Annotated in this window: 19 protein-coding genes; 6 read left to right on the forward strand and 13 right to left on the reverse strand. The window is 69.5% G+C overall.

Going from position 1 to position 19636, the window contains the following annotated elements:
- Positions 1–286: CPBP family intramembrane glutamic endopeptidase (locus QZ483_RS02560; protein WP_297081421.1), on the forward strand; the 286-nt coding region annotated here is incomplete at its 5' end.
- A gap of 74 nt (positions 287–360) precedes the next feature.
- Entirely contained in the window at positions 361–2835 is a 2475-nt protein-coding gene (locus QZ483_RS02565; protein ID WP_297081422.1) for a lysylphosphatidylglycerol synthase transmembrane domain-containing protein, read from the forward strand.
- On the opposite strand, the gene QZ483_RS02570 is transcribed toward QZ483_RS02565, so the two are convergent.
- From QZ483_RS02570 to QZ483_RS02580, 3 genes are all read right to left on the reverse strand, one after another.
- Positions 2832–4586, reverse strand: coding sequence for a SulP family inorganic anion transporter (locus tag QZ483_RS02570; protein ID WP_297081450.1), 1755 nt, complete (start codon positions 4584–4586; stop codon positions 2832–2834). The genes QZ483_RS02565 and QZ483_RS02570 overlap by 4 nt on opposite strands.
- Before the next feature lie 118 nt (positions 4587–4704).
- Positions 4705–5145 (reverse strand): hypothetical protein, encoded by a 441-nt coding sequence (locus QZ483_RS02575; protein ID WP_297081423.1) that lies wholly within the window; start codon positions 5143–5145, stop codon positions 4705–4707.
- Between the two features lie 169 nt (positions 5146–5314).
- A complete protein-coding gene (locus tag QZ483_RS02580; protein WP_297081424.1) occupies positions 5315–6640 on the reverse strand; it encodes a hypothetical protein in 1326 nt (441 codons plus the stop codon).
- Positions 6641–6866: 226 nt separating this feature from the next.
- On the opposite strand from QZ483_RS02580, the gene QZ483_RS02585 reads away from it, so the two are divergent.
- Complete coding sequence (locus tag QZ483_RS02585) at positions 6867–7895, forward strand: cytochrome c biogenesis CcdA family protein (RefSeq protein ID WP_297081425.1); 1029 nt, start codon at positions 6867–6869, stop codon at positions 7893–7895.
- 95 nt (positions 7896–7990) lie between these two features.
- Here the strand turns inward: QZ483_RS02585 and QZ483_RS02590 are convergent, their stop codons facing one another.
- The 7 genes from QZ483_RS02590 to rpsF form a co-directional block, all read right to left on the reverse strand.
- Positions 7991–8548, reverse strand: a complete 558-nt coding sequence (locus QZ483_RS02590) for a redoxin family protein (protein WP_297081426.1) — start codon at positions 8546–8548, stop codon at positions 7991–7993.
- Positions 8549–8565: 17 nt separating this feature from the next.
- Entirely contained in the window at positions 8566–9219 is a 654-nt protein-coding gene (locus tag QZ483_RS02595) for a redoxin domain-containing protein (protein WP_297081427.1), read from the reverse strand.
- Between the two features lie 63 nt (positions 9220–9282).
- Positions 9283–10650, reverse strand: coding sequence for a replicative DNA helicase (gene dnaB, locus QZ483_RS02600; protein ID WP_297081428.1), 1368 nt, complete (start codon positions 10648–10650; stop codon positions 9283–9285).
- Positions 10651–11271: 621 nt separating this feature from the next.
- Positions 11272–11718, reverse strand: coding sequence for a 50S ribosomal protein L9 (gene rplI / locus QZ483_RS02605; protein WP_297081429.1), 447 nt, complete (start codon positions 11716–11718; stop codon positions 11272–11274).
- 14 nt (positions 11719–11732) lie between these two features.
- On the reverse strand, positions 11733–11969 hold the full coding sequence (gene rpsR, locus QZ483_RS02610) for a 30S ribosomal protein S18 (RefSeq protein WP_297081430.1): 237 nt from the start codon (positions 11967–11969) through the stop codon (positions 11733–11735).
- Positions 11970–11996: 27 nt separating this feature from the next.
- Complete coding sequence (locus QZ483_RS02615; protein WP_297081431.1) at positions 11997–12470, reverse strand: single-stranded DNA-binding protein; 474 nt, start codon at positions 12468–12470, stop codon at positions 11997–11999.
- Positions 12471–12519: 49 nt separating this feature from the next.
- Positions 12520–12810, reverse strand: coding sequence for a 30S ribosomal protein S6 (rpsF, locus tag QZ483_RS02620; protein ID WP_297081432.1), 291 nt, complete (start codon positions 12808–12810; stop codon positions 12520–12522).
- A gap of 155 nt (positions 12811–12965) precedes the next feature.
- On the opposite strand from rpsF, the gene QZ483_RS02625 reads away from it, so the two are divergent.
- Positions 12966–14000, forward strand: coding sequence for a peptidoglycan bridge formation glycyltransferase FemA/FemB family protein (locus QZ483_RS02625; RefSeq protein WP_297081433.1), 1035 nt, complete (start codon positions 12966–12968; stop codon positions 13998–14000).
- Here QZ483_RS02625 and QZ483_RS02630 read toward each other — a convergent pair.
- The gene (locus QZ483_RS02630; protein ID WP_297081434.1) at positions 13978–14472 is read right to left on the reverse strand and encodes a hypothetical protein; all 495 of its coding nucleotides are present in this window, start codon (positions 14470–14472) and stop codon (positions 13978–13980) included. The genes QZ483_RS02625 and QZ483_RS02630 overlap by 23 nt on opposite strands.
- 2 nt (positions 14473–14474) lie before the next feature.
- A complete protein-coding gene (locus tag QZ483_RS02635) occupies positions 14475–16745 on the reverse strand; it encodes a transglycosylase domain-containing protein (protein WP_297081435.1) in 2271 nt (756 codons plus the stop codon).
- Between the two features lie 297 nt (positions 16746–17042).
- Between QZ483_RS02635 and QZ483_RS02640 the strand changes: the two genes are divergently transcribed.
- Complete coding sequence (locus QZ483_RS02640; protein ID WP_297081436.1) at positions 17043–17627, forward strand: PadR family transcriptional regulator; 585 nt, start codon at positions 17043–17045, stop codon at positions 17625–17627.
- A gap of 9 nt (positions 17628–17636) precedes the next feature.
- Positions 17637–18728, forward strand: a complete 1092-nt coding sequence (locus QZ483_RS02645) for an inositol-3-phosphate synthase (RefSeq protein WP_297081437.1) — start codon at positions 17637–17639, stop codon at positions 18726–18728.
- A 217-nt stretch (positions 18729–18945) separates the two neighbouring features.
- On the opposite strand, the gene QZ483_RS02650 is transcribed toward QZ483_RS02645, so the two are convergent.
- On the reverse strand, positions 18946–19614 hold the full coding sequence (locus tag QZ483_RS02650) for an SDR family oxidoreductase (RefSeq protein WP_297081438.1): 669 nt from the start codon (positions 19612–19614) through the stop codon (positions 18946–18948).
- Positions 19615–19636 lie beyond the last annotated feature (22 nt).

The following is a 19636-nucleotide window of genomic DNA, read 5'->3' on the forward strand; positions in this document are numbered from 1 at the left end:
GGAGACCATCGCGGTGGGCTACCTCATGACCCGCCTCAAGGACCTGCGGTGGTCGCCGTGGGCCGCGATCGCCGCATCGGCCCTGCTCCGCGGCGCCTACCACCTCTACCAAGGCTGGCCCATGGCGCTCGGCAACGTCGTGATGGGCATCGTGTTCGCGTGGTGGTTCCATCGCACCGGCCGCCTCGCGCCACTCATCATCGCGCACTGGACCCTGGACGCGGTGGCGTTCATCGGGCCGGAGGTCATCGGCCAGGAGACGCTCGCAGAGTGGGGCATCAAGTAGCGCTTGCTCCGGGCCGATGCGCGGGCGGGGTTCGCCTCCCACGTCACCTGGGCGGTTCCTCCTAGACTCGTCGCATGACCGCGGACGACCCGACGCAGGAGACCCCTGCGGAGGACCCCCTCAAGGGCGTCTCGATCGCCGATGCGCCAGAGGTGCGGGTCCACCGCGTCACGGACCTGATCGCCGCGATCGGCACCGGGGTCGGCGTGATCCTGGTGCTCCTCCTGGGTGCGTACGGCCACGGCACCACCCAGGGTTTCGCGGAGGACGTCGAGGGGATCGCAGGCGTGCTTCAGCGCCTGCTGGTGGCCCCGGTCAACATCTTCTCCGGCATCGTCACGCTGATCGTTCCCGCTGCGGTCATCATCGACCTCGCCGCGCGGCGCGAGCCCCGCCGCATCCTCGAGGTGCTGGGCGCGGCCACCGTGGCCTTCATCGTCACCCTCATCGCCGCGTTCACCACCCTCGAGTGGGGTGCGGAGGAGCTCATCGCCAGCCTCTCGGTGCGCGGCGGCGACGGCGAGATGATCGTCCAGCTTCCCGCCTACCTCGCGGCGGTCGCGGCGATGCTGACGGCCGCAGGACTGCGGACCACGCGCCGGGTCCTGTCGGTGTCGTGGACGCTCCTGTGGATCGCTGGAGCCGTGGCATTCATCTCCGGCATCGTCACGCTGCCGGCCGTGATCTCCGTGGTGCTGATCGGCCGCGCATGCGGGCTGCTGCTGCGTTGGCTGCTGGGCTCGACCGCCGACCGGGCGTACGGGGTGGCGCTCGTCGAGGGCATTCGTCGCACCGGTTTCGAGCCGCGGCGCATTGTCCGAACCGACTCCCACGAGGGCTACGAGCCGGGCGACATCGATCCCGTGTCGTCGGCGATCGGGCGCACCCGGTCAGGGCGCGTCTACGACGTCACGACCGTCGAAGGACACCACCTCATTGCCATCGCGCTCGACGGCGACCGTCACGCCGCCGGCTTCCTCTCCAAGCTGTGGGGCACCGTCCGCTTCCGCGGCATCGACGCGCGCGCGGAGGTGAGCCTGCGCCACACGGCGGAGTCGACGGCGCTGGCCTCGCACGCCGCGCGCACCGCCGGGGTGCGCACCGCGCGCGTGCTGGGCATGAGCCAGTCCCGCGACACGATGATCACGGTCTACCAGCGACCGCTCGCCACCCAAGTGCTGACCGACATCCCTGCCGAGGACGTCGACGACGCGCTGCTGGACGCCATCTGGTCGGAACTGGGGCGTGCCCACGAGGCCGGCATCGCGCACCGCGCCATCAGCACGGACACCATCCTGGTCGCCGAGGAGGACGGCACCGGCATGCCGCTCGTGTGGGTGACCACCTGGGAGATGGGCGAGGTGGCCGCGTCCACGCTGTCGCGGCGCCTCGACATGGTGCAGATCCTGGGCGCGACGTCCACGATCGTGGGAGCCGAGCGTGCCGTCGCCGCCGCCTTCCGCGCGGTGGGCGAGGACGTGGTCGAGCAGATCGCGCCGCTGCTGCAGACCATTGTCATGCCGCGCCAGACGCGGCAGGCCGTCAAGAGGCGCAAGCTGCTGCCGGAGATGCGCTCGCGCATCGTCCAGCGCCTGCCGGACGCGGAGATCGAGCAGCAGAACATCGCGCGCTTCGGATGGCGGACGGTGCTCACCCTCGCCGCGGCCGTGATCGCGGGCGCGATCATCCTCACGGGCTTCAACACGCAGGAGGTCATCGCGGCGCTGCGCGACGCCGAGCCACTGTGGATCGGCATCGCCTTCCTGTGGGCGCTGCTCACCTTCATCGGTGCCGCCCTGGCGATGATCGCGTTCTCGCCGGTCCGACTGCCGTGGATGCGCGTGGTCCTGGTGCAGATCGCCGCCGCCTACATTGCCCTCGCCGTGCCCGCTGGCGTCGGACCGGCCGCGCTCAACCTGCGGTTGCTGACCAAGCGCAAGGTCGCTGGCCCGCTCGCGGTCGCGACCGTGGCGCTGGTGCAGGTCAGCGCGATCGTCGTCACGGTGGTCAGCCTCTTGGTCCTCACCCTCGTCACCGGGTCCGAGGGAACGCTCGCGGCGCTGCCGTCCACCGCAGTGCTGATCGCGGTGGGGTCGATCGCGGGTGTCATCGCCGCAGCCATGCTCGTGCCCAAGGTGCGTCGCTGGTCACTCGCGAAGATCATGCCGCCGCTGCGGCAGACATGGCCTCGCCTCGTCCAGATCCTCGGCCAGCCGGTGCGCCTGCTCACGGGCCTGGCCGGCAACTTCATCCAGACCATCGCGTACGTGGGGGCGTTCTACTGCACGCTCCAGGCCTTCGGTCAGGAGCTCGCGATCATCGACGTCGCGGTGCTGTTCTTCCTGTCGAACGCCGTGGGTGCCGTGGTGCCGACGCCTGGTGGTCTGGGTGCCGTGGAGGCCGCGCTCATCACCGGTCTGACGTCCGCGGGCATCCCCCTGGGCGTGGCCACCCCCGTGGTGATCGTGTACCGACTCATCACCTACTGGGCCCGCATCCCGCTGGGCTATCTCGCCATGCAATTCCTGCAGCGCAAGGGCGAGCTCTAGCGGAGAGGCGCCCCGCGCGGTCCGTGCTCCCCGTCGTTCCCGTCGCCCTCGCCGAGGTCCCCGCGCATCGTCCCGGTGACCGCGTCCACCGCCGCTCCCACCGTGGGCGCGAAGCGCTCGGGCCCGAACCTTGTCCCCAAGCCGTAGCGGCGCAGCCGTTCGACGACCGGGTCCTTCATCTCCGCCAGCACTAGTGAGATGTCGTGAGCGGCGAGGTAATCATCCAAGTCGACGAGCGCATCGGCCGCAGTGACGTCGACATCCGTGATCGGCTCCGCCGCGACGATCAAGGTGGTCACCTGCGGCCCCGCGCGGGCGACCTCCGACCGCACCCAGTTGGAGAACGACGCAGCATTCGCGAAGAACAGCGGCGCGTCGTAGCGCACGATCACGACTCCCGGCACCGGTCGTCCTCGCTCCGGGTACCGCGAGAGATCGTGATAGCCGCGCACCCCCGGCACGCGGCCCAGGGTCGCGCGGTACGGCCGCCACGCGCGCGTCACGAAAGCGAGCAGCGACAGGCCGATCGCGACCACGATGCCCGTGAGCACCCCGAACACGAGGACGCCCGCGAACGCGGCGATCGACAACGCGGCATCGAGCCGGTCCATGCGCCACAGCGACACCAGAGCACGGACGTCGATGAGCGTCAGCACCGCCGCGATCACGACTGCCGCGAGGGTCGCCTCCGGCAGATACGCCGTGAGCCCGGGCAAGGCGAGCATGAAGACGACCACGAGCGCCGCGCTCACCACACCCGCGAGCTGCGTGCGCGCACCCCCAGCCTCGGCGACCGGGGTGCGGGAGGACGATGCGGACACGGGGAAGCCTCCTAGTGCGCCGGTGGCGACGTTCGCGGCGCCGATGCCGGCCAGCTCCGCGCTCCCGCTCACCTTCTCGCCGCGCCTGGCGGCGAGGGTGCGGGACAGCACGGCGGAGTCGGTGAATGCGACGAGAGCAATGCCCGCCGCCGGCAGCGAGAGCGCGCCCACATCTGTCCACGTGATGCCCTCGAGCGCCGGCGCGGGCAGCCCCTGGGGCAGCGCGCCGACGACCGGCAGTCGCTCGCCGAGTCCCGCGGTCCATGCCACTACGATCCCGAGGACCACCACCACGAGCTCGCCAGGCACGGGCGACCGCAGGCGCCGCATCACCAGGATGACGACGAGAGACGCCGCCCCCAGTGCTGCGGCGACCCCGATCATCTCGCCACCGACCGCGCCCTCCCACGCGCGCATCGTCCCCTCCCAGAGCGTGCCGGACTCGACCGAGAACCCCAGCAGCTTCGGCACCTGCGACACGATCACGATCAGTGCGATCGCGTTGAGGTAGCCCACGCGCACCGGCTTGGACAGCAGGTCGGTGACGAAGCCGAGTCGTGCCGCCCCCGCGAGCAGCATGAGCGCGCCGACCATGATCGCCATGAGGCCCGCCAGCGCCACCGCTCGATCCGGGTCGCCTGCGGCGAGCGGCAGCAGCGTCGCGGCGATGATCGGCGCGAGCGCGGAGTCGGGCGCGAGGATGAGGATCCGCGACGGCCCCAGCAGGGCATAGGCGACGAGCGGCACGATCGAGGCGTAGAGCCCCGTGACTGCAGGCAGGCCCGAGGCCTGCGCGTATCCCATGCCGGCCGGGATCATCAGCGCTGTCACGACCACCCCGGCTCGGATGTCCGGCCACAGCCACGCGCGCCGGTACCCGCGCGCCACACGCACGCCGGGCACGCAGCGCTCGAGGATCGTCGTCGGCATCGTCACGCCTCCTCCCTCCATCCTCCCGCGCGCACGTGCACGCGCGCACCGGGGACAGACGGAACGGTCCGGCCCCGCCGCACGGCGGGACCGGACCGCGCGGCTCGGTGTCGGGCGACTACCCAGCGAGCAGCGTGCGAAGCTCGTCGATCGCTGCGGCCTCCTCGGGCGACACCTTGTCCGAGCCGCCCTTGTCCTTGGATGCCTCGGCGACATTCTGCGCGACGCCGAGCAGCCAGGTACGCACGTTCTCGGCGGCATCCGCCGGCAGCGACGCGAGCACGGGCAGAACGCCATCGATGTAGGCCCGACCCGTCGAGATCATCAGGTCCTTGTCGGTCGCGTCGACGTTGGGACCGGAATCGTTGTCTCCCGACAGGTGGTCCTTCGCGGCCTGGATCAGATCGTGGCCGGGACCGGAGGGGATGTCACCGAGCGCGCTGCGCATTGCGAACGCCTCCTTGACCATCCCGAACTTGCCGGAGCGGTTGTGCCCCATCACGAACTGGGTGCACCCCACCGCAGCGAGTGCGACCTTCTCGACATCCTGGCCTGACATGTTCACCTCTGAATCTGCGGACGGCTGTGGGAGTGGCGATGACCCGTCGCGGGCTGTCGCTCACTCTTCACACTACTTCAGGGCCTCCTTGCACGAGGCTGTCCGTCTACCCCCCAGACTCGGAAGGGCCCGGTCCCGCCGGGCCCAGTGAGAGAGGCGGAGGCAAGCGTCAGCCGGTGACGCCCACCCCCTCGTTGAAGGCGAAGCCCGCCTCTGCCGAGCGGTACACCTCGCCCCCCACGTAGTCGACGCTCGTGATGGTGCCCGTGTTCGGGTCCGTCACGTACGCCATGCCCTCGACGATCGCGAGCGCCGGGTGGGCGGTCTGCCACTCGTCGGGCACCTCCCACGCGTCGATCACGGGGATCGTCGTGGTGACGTCGCCGGTAGCCGGGTCGATCACGCGCAGCGAGCCGTCGGTGCCGAGCACCAGGACCTCGCCATCGTCGCCGCGGCGCAGGCCGCGCCACGTGTACGTCGCGTCATCGCCATCGAACGGGTCGGCCACGGTGATGGTCTCGCCCTCGGGGTCGATCAGCGCGATCTCGGACAGCCCCAGGCCGCCCTCGGGGTCGGACTTGTAGTCGCCCAGCACGATGTCGTTGCCATCGGTCGAGAACAGGTTCCCGATGCGGCCGAAGTCCGTGGGCGAGCTCAGCTTGTGGATGTGGTCGCCGTGGAAGACGGCGACGCCGTCCTCACACCCGAACGCAACCAGCTCCTCGTCCTCAGACGTGTGGAACGCGGTCTCGCCGTGAACGCCGGGGCACTCGTCGGTCGAGACGATGACGTCGCCGTCGAGCAGCGCCTGGGCACCCCAGCGCGACTCCTCGTCGCCGACCGTCGTGTAGAGCACGCCGGCCTCATCGACCACGGCGACGCCATGGTGTGCAGACTCGGCGGTCCACTCGTCGTGAGCGTGGACGTGGGCGTGCTCGACCATGTCCGTCCACTCGCTGATCTCGACGACGGTCACGTTGCCCGTGCCGTCGTCCCAGAGGGTTGCGAGCTCGCCGTGGGGAACCACGTGGCCGGGGACCTCGGCCTCGACGATCACGTCGGTGAGCGCCGGGTCCGCGGTGAAGTAGTGGAAGTGGTCGCCGTGGGCCTGCGACCACGTGCCGGCGTCCAGGATGGCCCAGCCACCGGTCGTGGAGACCGCGACGTGGCGGCCGTCACCGGCGTCGCTCAGGCGGTTGAAGCCGTCGATCGGCAGCTCCGCGACAGTTTCCAGGCTCGCGGCATCGAGCACCACGATGCCGCCGTCGAAGGTCGCGACGATGCGCGGCGTCTTCGAGGCGTTCTCTGAGGCCGCGGCCGCCGACTCCTCGTCGTGGTCGTGGTCCTCGTCTTCGTGGTCGTGGTCCTCGTGCTCCTCGGCCGCGGTCGCGTCCTCGGCCGGGTCCTCATCAGTCGCGCACGCACTGAGTGTGAGCGCGAGCGCCGCGGCGGCCGCGACGGAGACCGCGCGGGCGGGTCGGGCGGTGAAAGACATGGTCTACCTAGCCCCAGCGTGGGGCGTCCTTTCCATTGGGGAGGGTGCCGGAACATCCCGGCTGTGCCACTGTACACGATAGCGATAACGGTTATCACTGTGAGTGGCGGCGCTGCGTGCCAACCGAGCCACCGCATCGGCCCTCCGACACGTCCCGCTTCCCACCCGTCCGCCGCGACCCTCGCTCCGAACTCCCTGGCCTAGACTCACGCCAGGAGGACCCTCGATGCTCGACGCCACCGCCGCCGCCTACGCCCTGCTGCTGGGCGCCGTCGCGGCCTTCAATCCGTGCGGTTTCGCGCTCCTGCCGGCCTACATCACCGTCATCGTGACGGGCAGCGCCGATGCGGGGGTCACCCGGGGGATGGCACTGCGCCGGGCGGTGGGGTTCGGCCTCGCGATGACCGCGGGCTTCATGATCATCTTCACGGGCTTCGGGCTGCTGTTCGGCGCGGTGAACCTGAGCCTGCAGGGGTCGATCCTGCCGTACGTGTCGTACGTGACCGTCGTGATCGGCGCAGTGCTGGTGTGGTTGGGCATCGTGCTGCTGCGCGGGGGAGAGCTGCGCGGTCCCGGCCTGCGGATCAACACCCGCGCCCCCGGGCGGACCTTCTGGTCGCAGGTGGGCTACGGCGCGACCTTCGCGGTCGCGTCAATGAGCTGCACGATCGGGCTGTTCCTCGCCGTCGTCGCCCAGGCGCTCGCCGCCACCGGCCCGGTGGGCGCCGTCGCGCCTTTCCTCATCTACGGCGCCGGGATGGGCGCTTCTGTCCTCGCCGTCTCGATCCTCGCCGCCGTCGCTGGCTCGACCGCCGCATCGGCCCTCCGTCGCCACACCCCCACGCTCATGCGCGTGGGCGGCGGCCTCATGATCCTCGCCGGCCTGTACGTGTTCGTGTTCGGCCTCGCCGAGGTGCTGCCGCGCTACGGGATCGACGCCCTCAACCCCGTGCTGCACACGACCGCACGCTGGCAGTCGTCGGTGTCCGCATGGATCGAGTCGTGGGGCACTGCGGCGCTGATCGTGTTCGTCGTGGTCGTTGCCGTCGCGGCAGTCGTCATCCTCCTGCTGGGCCGCCGCAAGGACGGCCAGGCAGCCGATGCGGACTCAGGTGACGAGGATGGCTCCGGTGACGCTGCGGAGGCTGTCTCGCTCGGCGCCGCTCCCGCAGAGGGCGCGGCACACGCGGAGGGGATCCAGGTGGCGAGCCAGTCGACGCTCGACGCCCTGCGCGACGCCTCCCGCAAGGGGTAGGCACGCCCACCCCCATTGCGCGAAATGGATCCATTGCGCTCGCCTAACCGCTAGGACGAGCGCAATGGATCCACTGCGCGGAGGGGAAAAGTGGGTCAGGAAGCGGCGAGGCGCTCGGCCTGTTCGAGGATGTCCTCGGTGGTCACCCCGGCTCCGGCGCGCTCGAACGTGCCGTCGTCGTTGACGAACAGGAAGGCTGGCTGCAACGCCACGCCGAAGCCCTCCCACAGCGACCCGTCCGTGTCCATCACGTGGGTGGCGTCGCCCACTCCGGTGAAGTCCATGAACTCCTCGACCTCCTCGTCGGAGGTGATGCGCCCTGCGACTCCCACCAGCTCGACGCCCTCGGGCAGCTGCGCGATCGCATCGGCCACGTAGTCCTTGCCCTCGACCAGGCACGTGGGGCACCACGGCGCCCAGAACCACAGGATGACGTCGCGATGCTTGAGGGACTCGCCCTCGAGCGTGCCGCCCGCCACCGTCTGCGCGGTGAAGTCGAACGGTCCCGGCGCAGACTCGGATGCTTCGGAGGACGCGTCTGCGGACGCGGGAGCCTCCGCGGCCGAGTCCGACTGGTCACCGCTCGCGCAGCCGGCAAGCAGCAGTGCGCCGGCCGCCGTGGCGGCCAGCGCAGTGGTCCATCGACGCGTCATCGCGCCCTCCTCGAGCGTCAGTTCTCCGCGAGCCACTCCGCGGCCTGGATGATGCCTGCCTCGCCCGTGGCGCCGGGCATGGTCTCGATGGTGCCATCGTCGTTGATCATCACCAGCGCGGGCTGGTACGAGATGCCGAAGTTCGACCACAGCGAGCCGTCCTCCGAGAACAGGTGCTCGATCCCCTCGAGTTCGTAGTCCTCGACGAACCCCTGTGACGAGCCCAGGTCCGAGTTGCCGGCAAGGCCGTACATCGTCACGCCCTCCGGCAGCTCGCCAATCGTGTCCGCGATCACCGGGGCCTCTGCCTGGCAGATGGGGCACCACGAGGCCCAGATCCACAGGATCGCGTCCTGGCCCACGAGCGACGCGCCCTCGAAGGCGGCACCGCTGAGCGTCGCGGTGGTGAACTGCAGCTGCTCGGGGACCTCGCCGTCGGCCTTGTCCATGGAGTCGTCCTCCATGGAGTCGTCCTCCATCGCGTCGTCGGTCGAGTCCTTCTCCATGGTCTCGTCCTCCATGGAGTCGTCCATGGCGTCATGCGTCGCGGACATGGTGGGCTCGGGGCTCGACGGCTCATCCTCGGGGCTGGACGCGGTGGCGCAGGCCGCGAGAGCGAGGCCCGCGACGCAGGCGATGGCAGCAAGGCGTGCAGTACTCCCAGTGTTCATGGACGGCATTCGGAGTCCCCTCTTGAGCGGATGGGTGCGACCGCGCCCTGCGGCTGTGAGGACCTAGAGGTCCGCCGCCATGTCCGCGAAGTGCGCGTAGTCCTTCTTGAACGCTACCGCGATGGTGTCCGTGGGGCCCGCGCGGTGCTTGGCGACGATGAAGTCGGCCTCGCCCGGGCGGTTGTCGCGGTCGTAGGCGTCATCGCGGTGGAGCAGGATGACGATGTCCGCGTCCTGCTCGATCGCGCCGGACTCACGCATGTCGGACAGCATCGGCTTCTTCTCCGTCCGCTGCTCGGGCCCACGGTTCAGCTGCGAGATCGCGATGACGGGGACCTCGATCTCCTTGGCGAGCAGCTTGAGCGCTCGCGAGAATTCCGAGACCTCCTGCTGGCGGGACTCGACCTTGCGGCCCGAGCTCATCAGCTGCAGGTAGTCGACCACGACCAGGCTCAGATCGTGCTGCTGCTTGAGGCGGCGGCACTTCGCGCGGATCTCCATGAGCGACATGTTCGGCGAGTCGTCGATGAACAACGGCGCGCTCGAGACCTTCGCCGCAGTCTGGGCGAGGCGCTCCCAGTCGCCCGGGCCCATGGGTCCCTTGGTGAGACGCGACAGCTTGACCCCGGCCTCCGCGGAGAGCATGCGCTTGGTGATCTCCTCGCGGCTCATCTCCAGCGAGAAGATGACCGACGCCTTGCCTGCCTTGATGGACGCCGCGCGCGCAATGTCGAGGCCCAGCGTCGACTTGCCGATCGCGGGTCGCGCCGCGATCACCACCATCTGGCCGCCCTGAAGCCCGCCCGTGAGCTCATCGAGCTGGTGGAAGCCCGTGGGGATGCCGAGCATCTGTCCGTCGCGGCTCGACGACGCCTCGACCTGCTCGAGCGTGGTCTCCATGACGTCGCCGATGGACAGGTAGTCCTCGGAGTTGCGCCGCTCCGTGACCGAGAAGATCTCCGCCTGGGCGCCGTCGACCACCATGTCGACCTCGGCACCGTCCGAGTCGTAGCCCATCGCCGCGATGCGCGTGCCGGCCTCGACCAGGCGGCGCAGGATCGACTGCTCGCGGACCAGGCGCGCGTAGTAGCCGGCCGAGGCCGCGGAGGGCACCACCCAGATCAGCGTGTGGAGGGACTCCGAGCCGCCCACGCGGCCCAGCTGGTTGGTGCGCTGCAGTTCGGCGCTGACCGTGAGCGCGTCCACCGGGTCACCGGCGTTATAGAGCTTGACGGCGATATCGAAGATCAGCTCGTGCGCGGGCTTGTAGAAGTCGTCCGCGCGGACGGACTCGATCACGTCCGCCATCGCGTCCTTCGACAGCAGCATCGAGCCGATCACCGACTGCTCGGCCTCGAGGTTCTGGGGAGGGAGACGATCGTAGGTGGCCGGTTCCGGGCCGTAGGAGGCTTCGAGCTCCTCTACTGACATGCGGTGCGCCCCCTTTCTGTTGTCGGCTCCCTGCAGTGTCCCTCGAGGGACTGACACGCCAACGTAGGGGCTGCCGCGAGTCCGCACAAGTCGGGGCTGCGGGGGCCCGTGGACAACCCGTGGATACACGCCGTGTGCACAGTGGACGATCTGTGAAGAACCCGCGTGGCGCACTGTGGACAGGAATGTGGATGGAGCATCCACATTGTCTGCGGACGCGCGTCTAGCAGGGACTTTACCGTCGCTTTCACTGTGGACATCGACGCTCGAAAAGTCCTCGGCGTGTCGCGTTCCGGCGTGTCGCGCGAGTGGTTTTCCACACCCGCGTGTCGCCCCTGGTGAGAGCGTTGCGGGCCCGCAACCGCGCATCGGCCCGCTGCAATCCAGACCCGCTGGCCGCTCAACACACAGGTGTGGCTGGCGGCGGCCAAGGGGCGGATGGGGACTCACTTGCGCCTCAGGAGACCCGCGAGTCACAGGCGTGTGTTGAGCGGCTCGCCTGAGGCAAGCAGCGCGCGGCGCAGGGGCCGAGAGCGAGAGGGCGCAGGGCCCGCACCGCACCAACGCGAAAGGCCCGGCACCCGCATGGAGCGGGAACCGGGCCTCTCGACCTGTGAAGGGTTACTTCGCGGCCACGACCTGGACCTCGACGGTCGCCGAGATCTCGTCGTGCAGGGTGACCTGCACGGTGTAGGTGCCGAGCGCCTTGATGGGCTGGGCGATGTGGATGCGACGCTTGTCGACCTTCGCGCGGTCGCCGATGGCGGTCGCGATGTCGGCCGGGGTCACGGCGCCGAACAGACGACCGGAGTCGCCCGCCTTCGCCTCGACGCGGACCGCCTTGGACTGCAGCGAGTCACGGGCCGCCTGGGCCTCCTCGGTGCTGGCGATCTCCTTCTCGCGACGCGACTTGCGCAGCGCCTCGATCTGCTTCTCCGCGCCGGCCGACCACGGGGTGGCCAGCTTGCGGGGAACCAGGTAGTTGCGCGCGTAGCCGTCCTTGACGTCGACCACGTCGCCGGCGATGCCGAGGCCGGAGACCTCGTGGGTCAGGATGAGCTTTGCCATGAGAGCCCTCCCGATCAGCGGCCGGAGCCGGCGTAGGGGAGAAGGGCCATCTCGCGGGCGACCTTGATCGCGCGCGCGATCTCGCGCTGCTCCTGGACGGTCACGCCGGTCACGCGGCGCGAGCGGATCTTGCCGCGGTCCGAGATGAACTTGCGCAGCAGGGCCGTGTCCTTGTAGTCGACCTTGTCGACCTTGGCGGCCTTGAGCGGGTTCACCTTCTTGCGCGGCTTGCGGATGTCGTGCTTAGCCATTGTTGGAACTCCTGAGTGGAAAAGTGTTTAGAACGGGGGCTCGTCCGACGCGGGGGCCGAGGCCCACGGGTCGTTCGAGGAGCCGCCTGCCGGCGCGGAGTTGCCGCCGCCGCCGAAGCCGCCGCCGGAGCCGCCCTGACGCTGCGTACGGTTCACCTTGGCGGTGGCGTAGCGGAGCGAAGGGCCGACCTCGTCGGCCTGCATCTCGACGACGGTGCGCTTCTCGCCGTTCGACTCGAACGATCGCTGCACCAGGCGGCCGGTCACGATGACCCGCATGCCCTTGGTAAGCGACTCGGCCACGTTCTCCGCGGCCTCACGCCACAGGGAGCAGCGCATGAACAGGGTCTCCCCATCCTTGAACTCGTTCGTCTGACGATCGAAGGTTCGCGGAGTGGAAGCCACCGTGAAGTTCACGACCGCGGCGCCGGACTGGATGAATCGCAGCTCCGGGTCGGCCGTGAGGTTGCCCACGATGGTGAATGGAGTCTCGCCTGCCATGTTCTATCCCCTTGGTTTCGTGTTCGAGTCGGTTGCAGTCGGGAGTGCGCTACTTGGCGTCGGGACGCAGCAGCTTGGTGCGAAGAATCGACTCGTTGAGGCCCAGCTGACGCTCGAGCTCCTTGGCCGTGGCGGACTCGGCGGTGAAGTTGATCACCGCGTAGATCCCGTCGTTCTTCTTCTTGATCGGGTAGGCCAGGCGACGGCGGCCCCACACGTCGAGGTTGTCGACGGTGCCCTTGTCGCTGGTGACCACGTTCAGGTACTTGTCGAGCGACGGCTGAACCGTGCGCTCGTCCACCTCAGGGTCGAGGATGACCATCATTTCGTACTGACGCATCGAATACCCACCTCCTCTGGACTCATGCGGCCACGGACGTTCCGTGGCAGGAGGGTTGATGCAGGCCCGCTCGCCAGGAGGGCGATTGGGCCATCGACAAGGATACCGTGCGTGGGCCGTTCGCGTCATCCCTGTCCACAGGTAGCCTCGTAGCCGTGACGGAACTGCGCATCGAGCACTGGGACGACGCCCGCTTCATGGACGCCGCGCGCGCCTGGGGCCACCCGGTGCCGATCGAGCAGGCGCCCGCCTGGGACGCGTTCGACCTGGCAGTCGACGGACGCTCGCCGTGGCGACGGCTCGCCGTCCTGGATGGGGCCGATGCGGTGGTCGCCCTGATCGCCCTGTCCGCGTTCGAGGGGCGCGGCTTCACGTACCTGTGGGCCAAGCACGGGCCGATGTGGCCGTCCCGCCCCGGCGCCGATGCGGAGGCCGCGGTGCGCGCGGCGGTGGTGGACTACGTGCGTCGCGAGGCACCGTCGGTCGCGTTCGTGCGCATGCACGCGTGGCATCGCGCGCCGGACCTTCTCGAGCTGCTCCAGACCGTCACCTACGACACCACCGTCGTCATCGACCTCACCCGCACCGAGGACGAGATCCTCGCGTCCTTCACCAAGCGCGGCCGCTACAAGACGCGCAAGGTGCTCAAGGACGAGCACATGACGGTCACCGACGAGTCGGGCATGACGCACGAGCAGTTCGCCGAGCTGTACGAGATCTATCGCGAGACCGCCGAGCGCGACGGCTTCGGCATCTTCCCCATGGACGTCTACACGACCATGATCGACTCCCTGGGAGAGCACGCGCGCGTCTTTGTGGCGCGACGCCACGACACCGGCCCCGACGGCGACCTCGCGCCCGGCCGCGCGGTGTCCTGGGTCATCGCGCTCGTCCATGACGGCGGCGGCGTCGACTTCTACGCGGGCGGCAACCGCGAGGCGCGGGACACCAACGCGGCCATCGCCCTCAAGTGGCACATCTTCACGGCGCTCAAGGCCGAGGGAGTCACCCGCTACGACCTCATGGGCGTGGGCTCCGAGCGCGCGCCGCAGCTCGCCGGTGTGGGCGAGTTCAAGCACCAGTTCGGCGATGACGTCGAGATCGACGGCGCGTGGGACGTGCCCGTCAAGGCGCTGCGCTACCGCATGCTGGTGCTCGCGCTGAGGCTCAAGCGCCTGCTGCGTCGCTGAGGTCGGCAAGCCGGCGGCGACGCACGGCCAGCGAGACCATCCCCGCGACCATCGCCAGGGCCGCCGCGAACAGCACCGGCCACGCCCACGAGTCGCTGAACGCGGGGGCCAGGCCGGACTCGTCGTCGAGCATCATGACCACCACGACCATCGCCACGATCGCCGCACCCAGGACGAGCTCGCGCAGCGACCGGGCCACCGCATCGGCCTCCCGGACGCGAGCCCGCACGGTCTCATAGCCGGCCCACGCCCAGGCGAGCACCACGCACCCGTAGACCACCGCATCGGCCACCGTGCCCGCCGCCTCGAAGCGAAGGGCCGTCAGCGGCGTGTACGGCGGGTACAGCAGGGGCCCCAGGGACAGCCCCGCCGCGACAGCCGCGAGCGCCGGCTGCGCCCGCGTCGAGCGGGAGCGCGCGCCCAGGGCGAGCGCGACCAGCGCGACCGTCACGGACAGAGCCGCGACGCACATGGCTACGGCAGTGCCGGCGCGCTGACCGACGGCGTGGGCGTGGGGGTCGTCACCGGCGGCTGAGTGGGCTCCGGCGTCGGGGTCGTCACCGGCGGCTCGGTGGTCTCCGTCTCGGTGGGCTCCGGCTCTGTCGTGGTCTCCTCGGGAGTCGGGGTCGGGGTGGGGCTCGGCGCCGTGGTCGGCTCGAGAGTCGTCGCCGATCCCACGTTCGCGCGCGGCGGGAAGTCCACGACCTCCATCCCCTCGAAGATGGGCGCCATCATCGCGGTCCAGATGCGCGTGGGGATCGTCGATCCGGTGATCTGCGAGAAGCCGCCGAAGGGCGTGATCTGCTCCGCCGAGCCGTCCTCTCCCACCTGGTACAGGCTCACGGCGCCGACGATCTGCGGCGAGAAGCCCACGAACCACGCGGAGCGGTTCTGGTTGGAGGTGCCGGTCTTGCCCGCGAGCGGCCGGTCGATGTTGTCGCCCGCGTAGGAGCCGGAGCCGAAGCGCACCACCTGCTGCATCGCGTACGTCGTGTCCGCCATGACGTCCTCGCTGAAGATGCGCTCGCCCTCGACCTCGTGCTCGTAGACGGGCTCACCGTCGCGGTCGAGCACGCTCTGGATCAGCACCGGCTCGGTGCGCACGCCGGCGTTCGCGAAGGTCGCGTAGGCCGAGGCCATGTCGACCGCGTGCGGCGACGCGGACCCCAGCACGTTGGACAGGTTCGCGTCGAGGCCGAGCGTGTCCTCCGGCACCCCGGCGGCGATCGCGGTCTCCATCGTCACCTGCGGGGTGACGTCCTCGTTGAGGCCCACGTAGGCGGTGTTGATCGACTTCTGGGTCGCCTCGACCAGATCCACGACGCCATACGAGACGCCGCCGAAGTTGCGGACGGGGCGGTCGAAGCCGGGGAACTCCATCTCGTTGTTGGCGAGGTACTCGGAGTCGAGCGAGATGCCGCGCTCGAGCCCCGCGACGAGCGCGAAGGGCTTGAAGGTCGAACCCGCCTGCGCGACGTCCTGGGTCACCGCGTTGCGCTGGATCTCGAGGTAGTCCTCGCCGCCGTACATCGAGGTGATGGCGCCCGTGGCGGCATCGACCGTGAGCGCGGCGACGCGCAGGTTCTCGTCGTGATCGTCCGGCATCTCCGCGACCGCAGCCTCCGCGGCCTCCTGGTGCTCGGGGATGATCGTGGTCGTGACCCGGTAGCCCAGCGACTCGATCTCCTCCTGGCTGACGCCCGTGCGCTCCTCGACCTCGAGCAGCGCGGCGCGCAGGATGTAGCCGCCAGTGCCGGCGTACACGTCCTCGTTCTGGTACTCGATGGGCTCGGGGAACTCGGTGATCTGGTCGCGCTCGTCCTGCGTCATGAAGCCGGCGTCCACCATGCCGTTCAGCACGTAGTTCCAGCGCTGCTCGGCGCGCTCGTGGTCGATGCGCGGGTCCCACGCGCTGGGTGCGGGGATGACGCCGGCGATCATCGCGGACTCCGAGACCGTGAGGTCAGCCGCGTCCTTGCCGTAGTACTGCTCGGCGGCAGCCTGGATGCCGTACGCGCCGCGGCCCAGGTAGATCGTGTTCATGTAGTTCTCGAGGACCTCGTCCTTGGACTGCTGCTGATCGATCTTCAGCGCCATCAGCGTCTCGTCGATCTTGCCCTGGATCGAGGTGGTGGTCTCGCCCACGTAATAGCGCTCGACGTACTGCTGCGTGATCGAGGATCCACCGCGCGGCTGGTCCAGGATCACGGTGTCGAACAGCGCCTTGGCCATGCCCAGCACGTTGATGCCTGGGTTGGTGTAGAACGACCGGTCCTCGGCGGCCACGAACGTCTGCGGCACGTGCTCCGGCAGCGTCTCGATGGCGACGGACTCGCGGTCCGCGACGCCCAGGCGGCCCAGTTCGGTCTCGCCGTCTGCGTAGTAGAAGATCGACGACTGCGCCTGCGCGAAGTCGTCGGGCTCGGGGATCTCGAGCTGTGTGTAGCGAATGACCAGCGCGAGCGCGCCGATCAGGGTGACCGCGAGCAGGGCGATGAGCGCCCAGATGCCGATGCGCCACAGCCACCGGCGCCACGCGGGCCAGTCGTCGCGCTTGCTCTTCTTGCCGCCGGTGCCGCCGCCGTTGCCGCCGCCCTTCTTGGCGGCCGATGCGGTGGCGGGCTTCTTCGCCGCCGTCGCCGTGGCGCCGGTGGTGTTCCACGGCGGGGTGCCGTTGGCGGGCGCGCCCGAGCGGGTGCGCTGGACGCCGGTGGACGGCCGCGCGGGCCTGCTGCCGGCGGGCACGCGTGTGCTCCGCCGCTGGGGGGTCTTGCTCGAATCGCTCACAGTGTCTTCACCCTAAGGAGGTCGGGGCGCGGGAGCATGTCGCCCCGCCGGGCGGCGCTCCCGTCCGGGGCGCCGCGCCTTGGCTACGTCGCTAACGCGCGGGCCTCGGGTTTTGTCCCGCCGGTGGTGGTCCTGACCGGGGTCCGGCGGCGCGTTCGATCTGACACAGGATTCTAGGCGATGTATCGTGGCGATACAACGTTCTGCTACTGTTGGCGTTCGCTGTTGACCCCCTGATCTGATCCGAGGAGCCCCGTGGCCAAGACCGACGTCCTGTCGCTCGCGATCCTCGGCATGCTCGCCGAGCAGCCGCTCCACGGGTACCAGATCCGCAAGCGCCTGGGCTCCGAACTGGGACCCTTCCGCGCCCTCAGCTACGGCTCGCTGTATCCCGCGCTCAAGCGCATGGTCGCGGCCGGCCTGATCACCGCATCGGCTGACTACGAGGCCCGCCCCGGCGGCTCGCGGCGCTCGCGCATCTCGTACCGCCTCACCGAGGACGGCGAGCAGCGCCTCGCGGACGAGCTCGCGAGCGCGGGCGCATCGAGCTGGGACGACGACGCGTTCGACGTCCGCTTCTCGATGTTCACCAAGACGGACTCCGCGACACGCCTGCGCATCCTCGAAGGTCGTCGCTCGCGCCTGGCCGAGCGGCTCGAGGAGGTCAACGAGGGCCTTCAGCGCGTCCGCGAGCGCCACGACGCCTACACCACTGAGCTTCACCGCCACGGACTCGAGCGCGTCGAGCGCGAGGTCGAGTGGCTTGACCGACTCATCGAGAACGAACGATCCGCGACCCGCGGAGACAACCCCAGCACCGCTTCCGCGGGCAACAACTAAGGAGAAATCATGGCTGCACTTCGCGTCGCCATCGTCGGCGTCGGCAACTGCGCCACGTCGCTCATCCAGGGCGTGGAGTTCTACAAGGACCGGGCCGCCGACGAGACCGTCCCGGGCCTCATGCACGTCCAGTTCGGCGACTACCACATCTCGGACATCGAGTTCGTGGCGGCGTTCGACGTGGACTCGCTGAAGGTGGGCAAGGAGCTGGTCGAGGCGACCGAGTGCTCCGAGAACAACACCATCAAGATCTGCGACGTCCCCAAGACGGACATCCAGGTCCAGCGCGGCCACACCCTCGACGGTCTGGGCAAGTACTACCGCCAGACCATCGTCGAGTCGGACGAGGCGCCTGTCGACGTGGTCCAGGTGCTGCGTGAGACCGAGGCCGACGTGCTGGTCTGCTACCTCCCCGTCGGGTCCGAGGACGCCGCCAAGTACTACGCGCAGTGCGCGCTCGACGCCGGCGTGGCCTTCGTCAACGCCCTTCCCGTCTTCATCGCCTCCGACCCCGCGTGGGCCAAGAAGTTCGAGGACGCCGGAGTGCCGATCGTGGGCGACGACATCAAGTCGCAGGTGGGCGCGACCATCACCCACCGCGTGATGGCGAAGCTGTTCGAGGACCGCGGCGTGTTCCTGGACCGCACCTACCAGCTCAACGTGGGCGGCAACATGGACTTCAAGAACATGCTCGAGCGCGACCGCCTCGAGTCCAAGAAGATCTCGAAGACCCAGGCCGTGACCTCCAACCTCGAGGGTTCCCTCAAGGACAAGAAGGAGGACCGCAACGTCCACATCGGCCCGTCGGACTACGTCGCGTGGCTCGACGACCGCAAGTGGGCGTACGTGCGCCTCGAGGGCCGCGCGTTCGGCGAGGTGCCCCTGAACCTGGAGTACAAGCTCGAGGTGTGGGACTCGCCCAACTCGGCCGGCATCATCATCGACGCGATCCGCGCCGCGAAGATCGCCAAGGACCGCGGCATCGGCGGCCCCATCCTGTCCGCGTCGACGTACTTCATGAAGTCGCCGCCGGTCCAGATGGAGGACACCAAGGGCCGTGCGCAGCTCGAGGCATTCATCGCCGGCGAGGTGGAGCGCTAAGCCAGCCGCCGCATCGGCGCTGCGCAAGTGAGCCAAGGGCCGGGTCACCCGCTGGGGGGGTGATCCGGCCCTCGTGCGTCTCCGGCCCGTTCCCCTCTTTCCCGAGCGAAAAGGATCCATCTCGCTCGCGTAGGCGCCTAGACAAGCGAAATGGGCCCACTTCGCTCGCCTCAGGCACTAGGCGAGCGAGAATCGACCGCGGGGGCGGGCGGGGGCCTCAGCGCGACGCAGACTCCAGCGCCATCGGGATGGGCGTGTCGCCGCCCACGAGCTCCCACTGAGCGCCCGCCGTCTCAGGCCGGTCCAGGCAGTCCGCGATCACGTGCGCCACGTCCGCGCGGGGGATCCGGCCGCGCTCGACCTCGGGGGCCAGCGTGACGCGCCCAGTCGCGGCCTCGTCCGTGAGCCCGCCCGGCCGGATGATGGTCCAATCGAGTCCCGACTCTCGCAGCGCCGCATCGGCGTCCCTCTTGGCCGCGACGTACGCCTTCCACACGGGCTCGGTGTCATCCGCCAGCGGTGCGTCGACCCCGATCGCGCTGACCTGCACGAAGCGGCTGATACCGGCCGCCTTCGCCGCCGCGATCGACTTCAGCGAGCCTCCCAGGTCGACGGTGCGCTTGCGGTCGATGTTGCCGTCCGGCCCGCCGCCCGCAGAGAACACGACGGCGTCGCAGCCGTCGAACGCCGCGGCGAAGTCCTCCTCGGTGGCGTTCTCGATGTCGAGGTGCCCGGGCTTCGCTCCCATGGCCGCGAGCTCGATCAACTGCTCCTGAGATCGCGCGAGCGGCACGACCTGCTTGCCGCGGTCCACGAGGATCGGGATGAGCTGCTGGGCGACCTTGCCGTGGCCGCCCACGATGGCGATGCGCTGTGGTGTCGTCATCCCTCCACCCTGCCGCGTTCAC

This window comes from uncultured Demequina sp., from assembly GCF_913055775.1.
Lineage (GTDB): Bacteria > Actinomycetota > Actinomycetes > Actinomycetales > Demequinaceae > Demequina.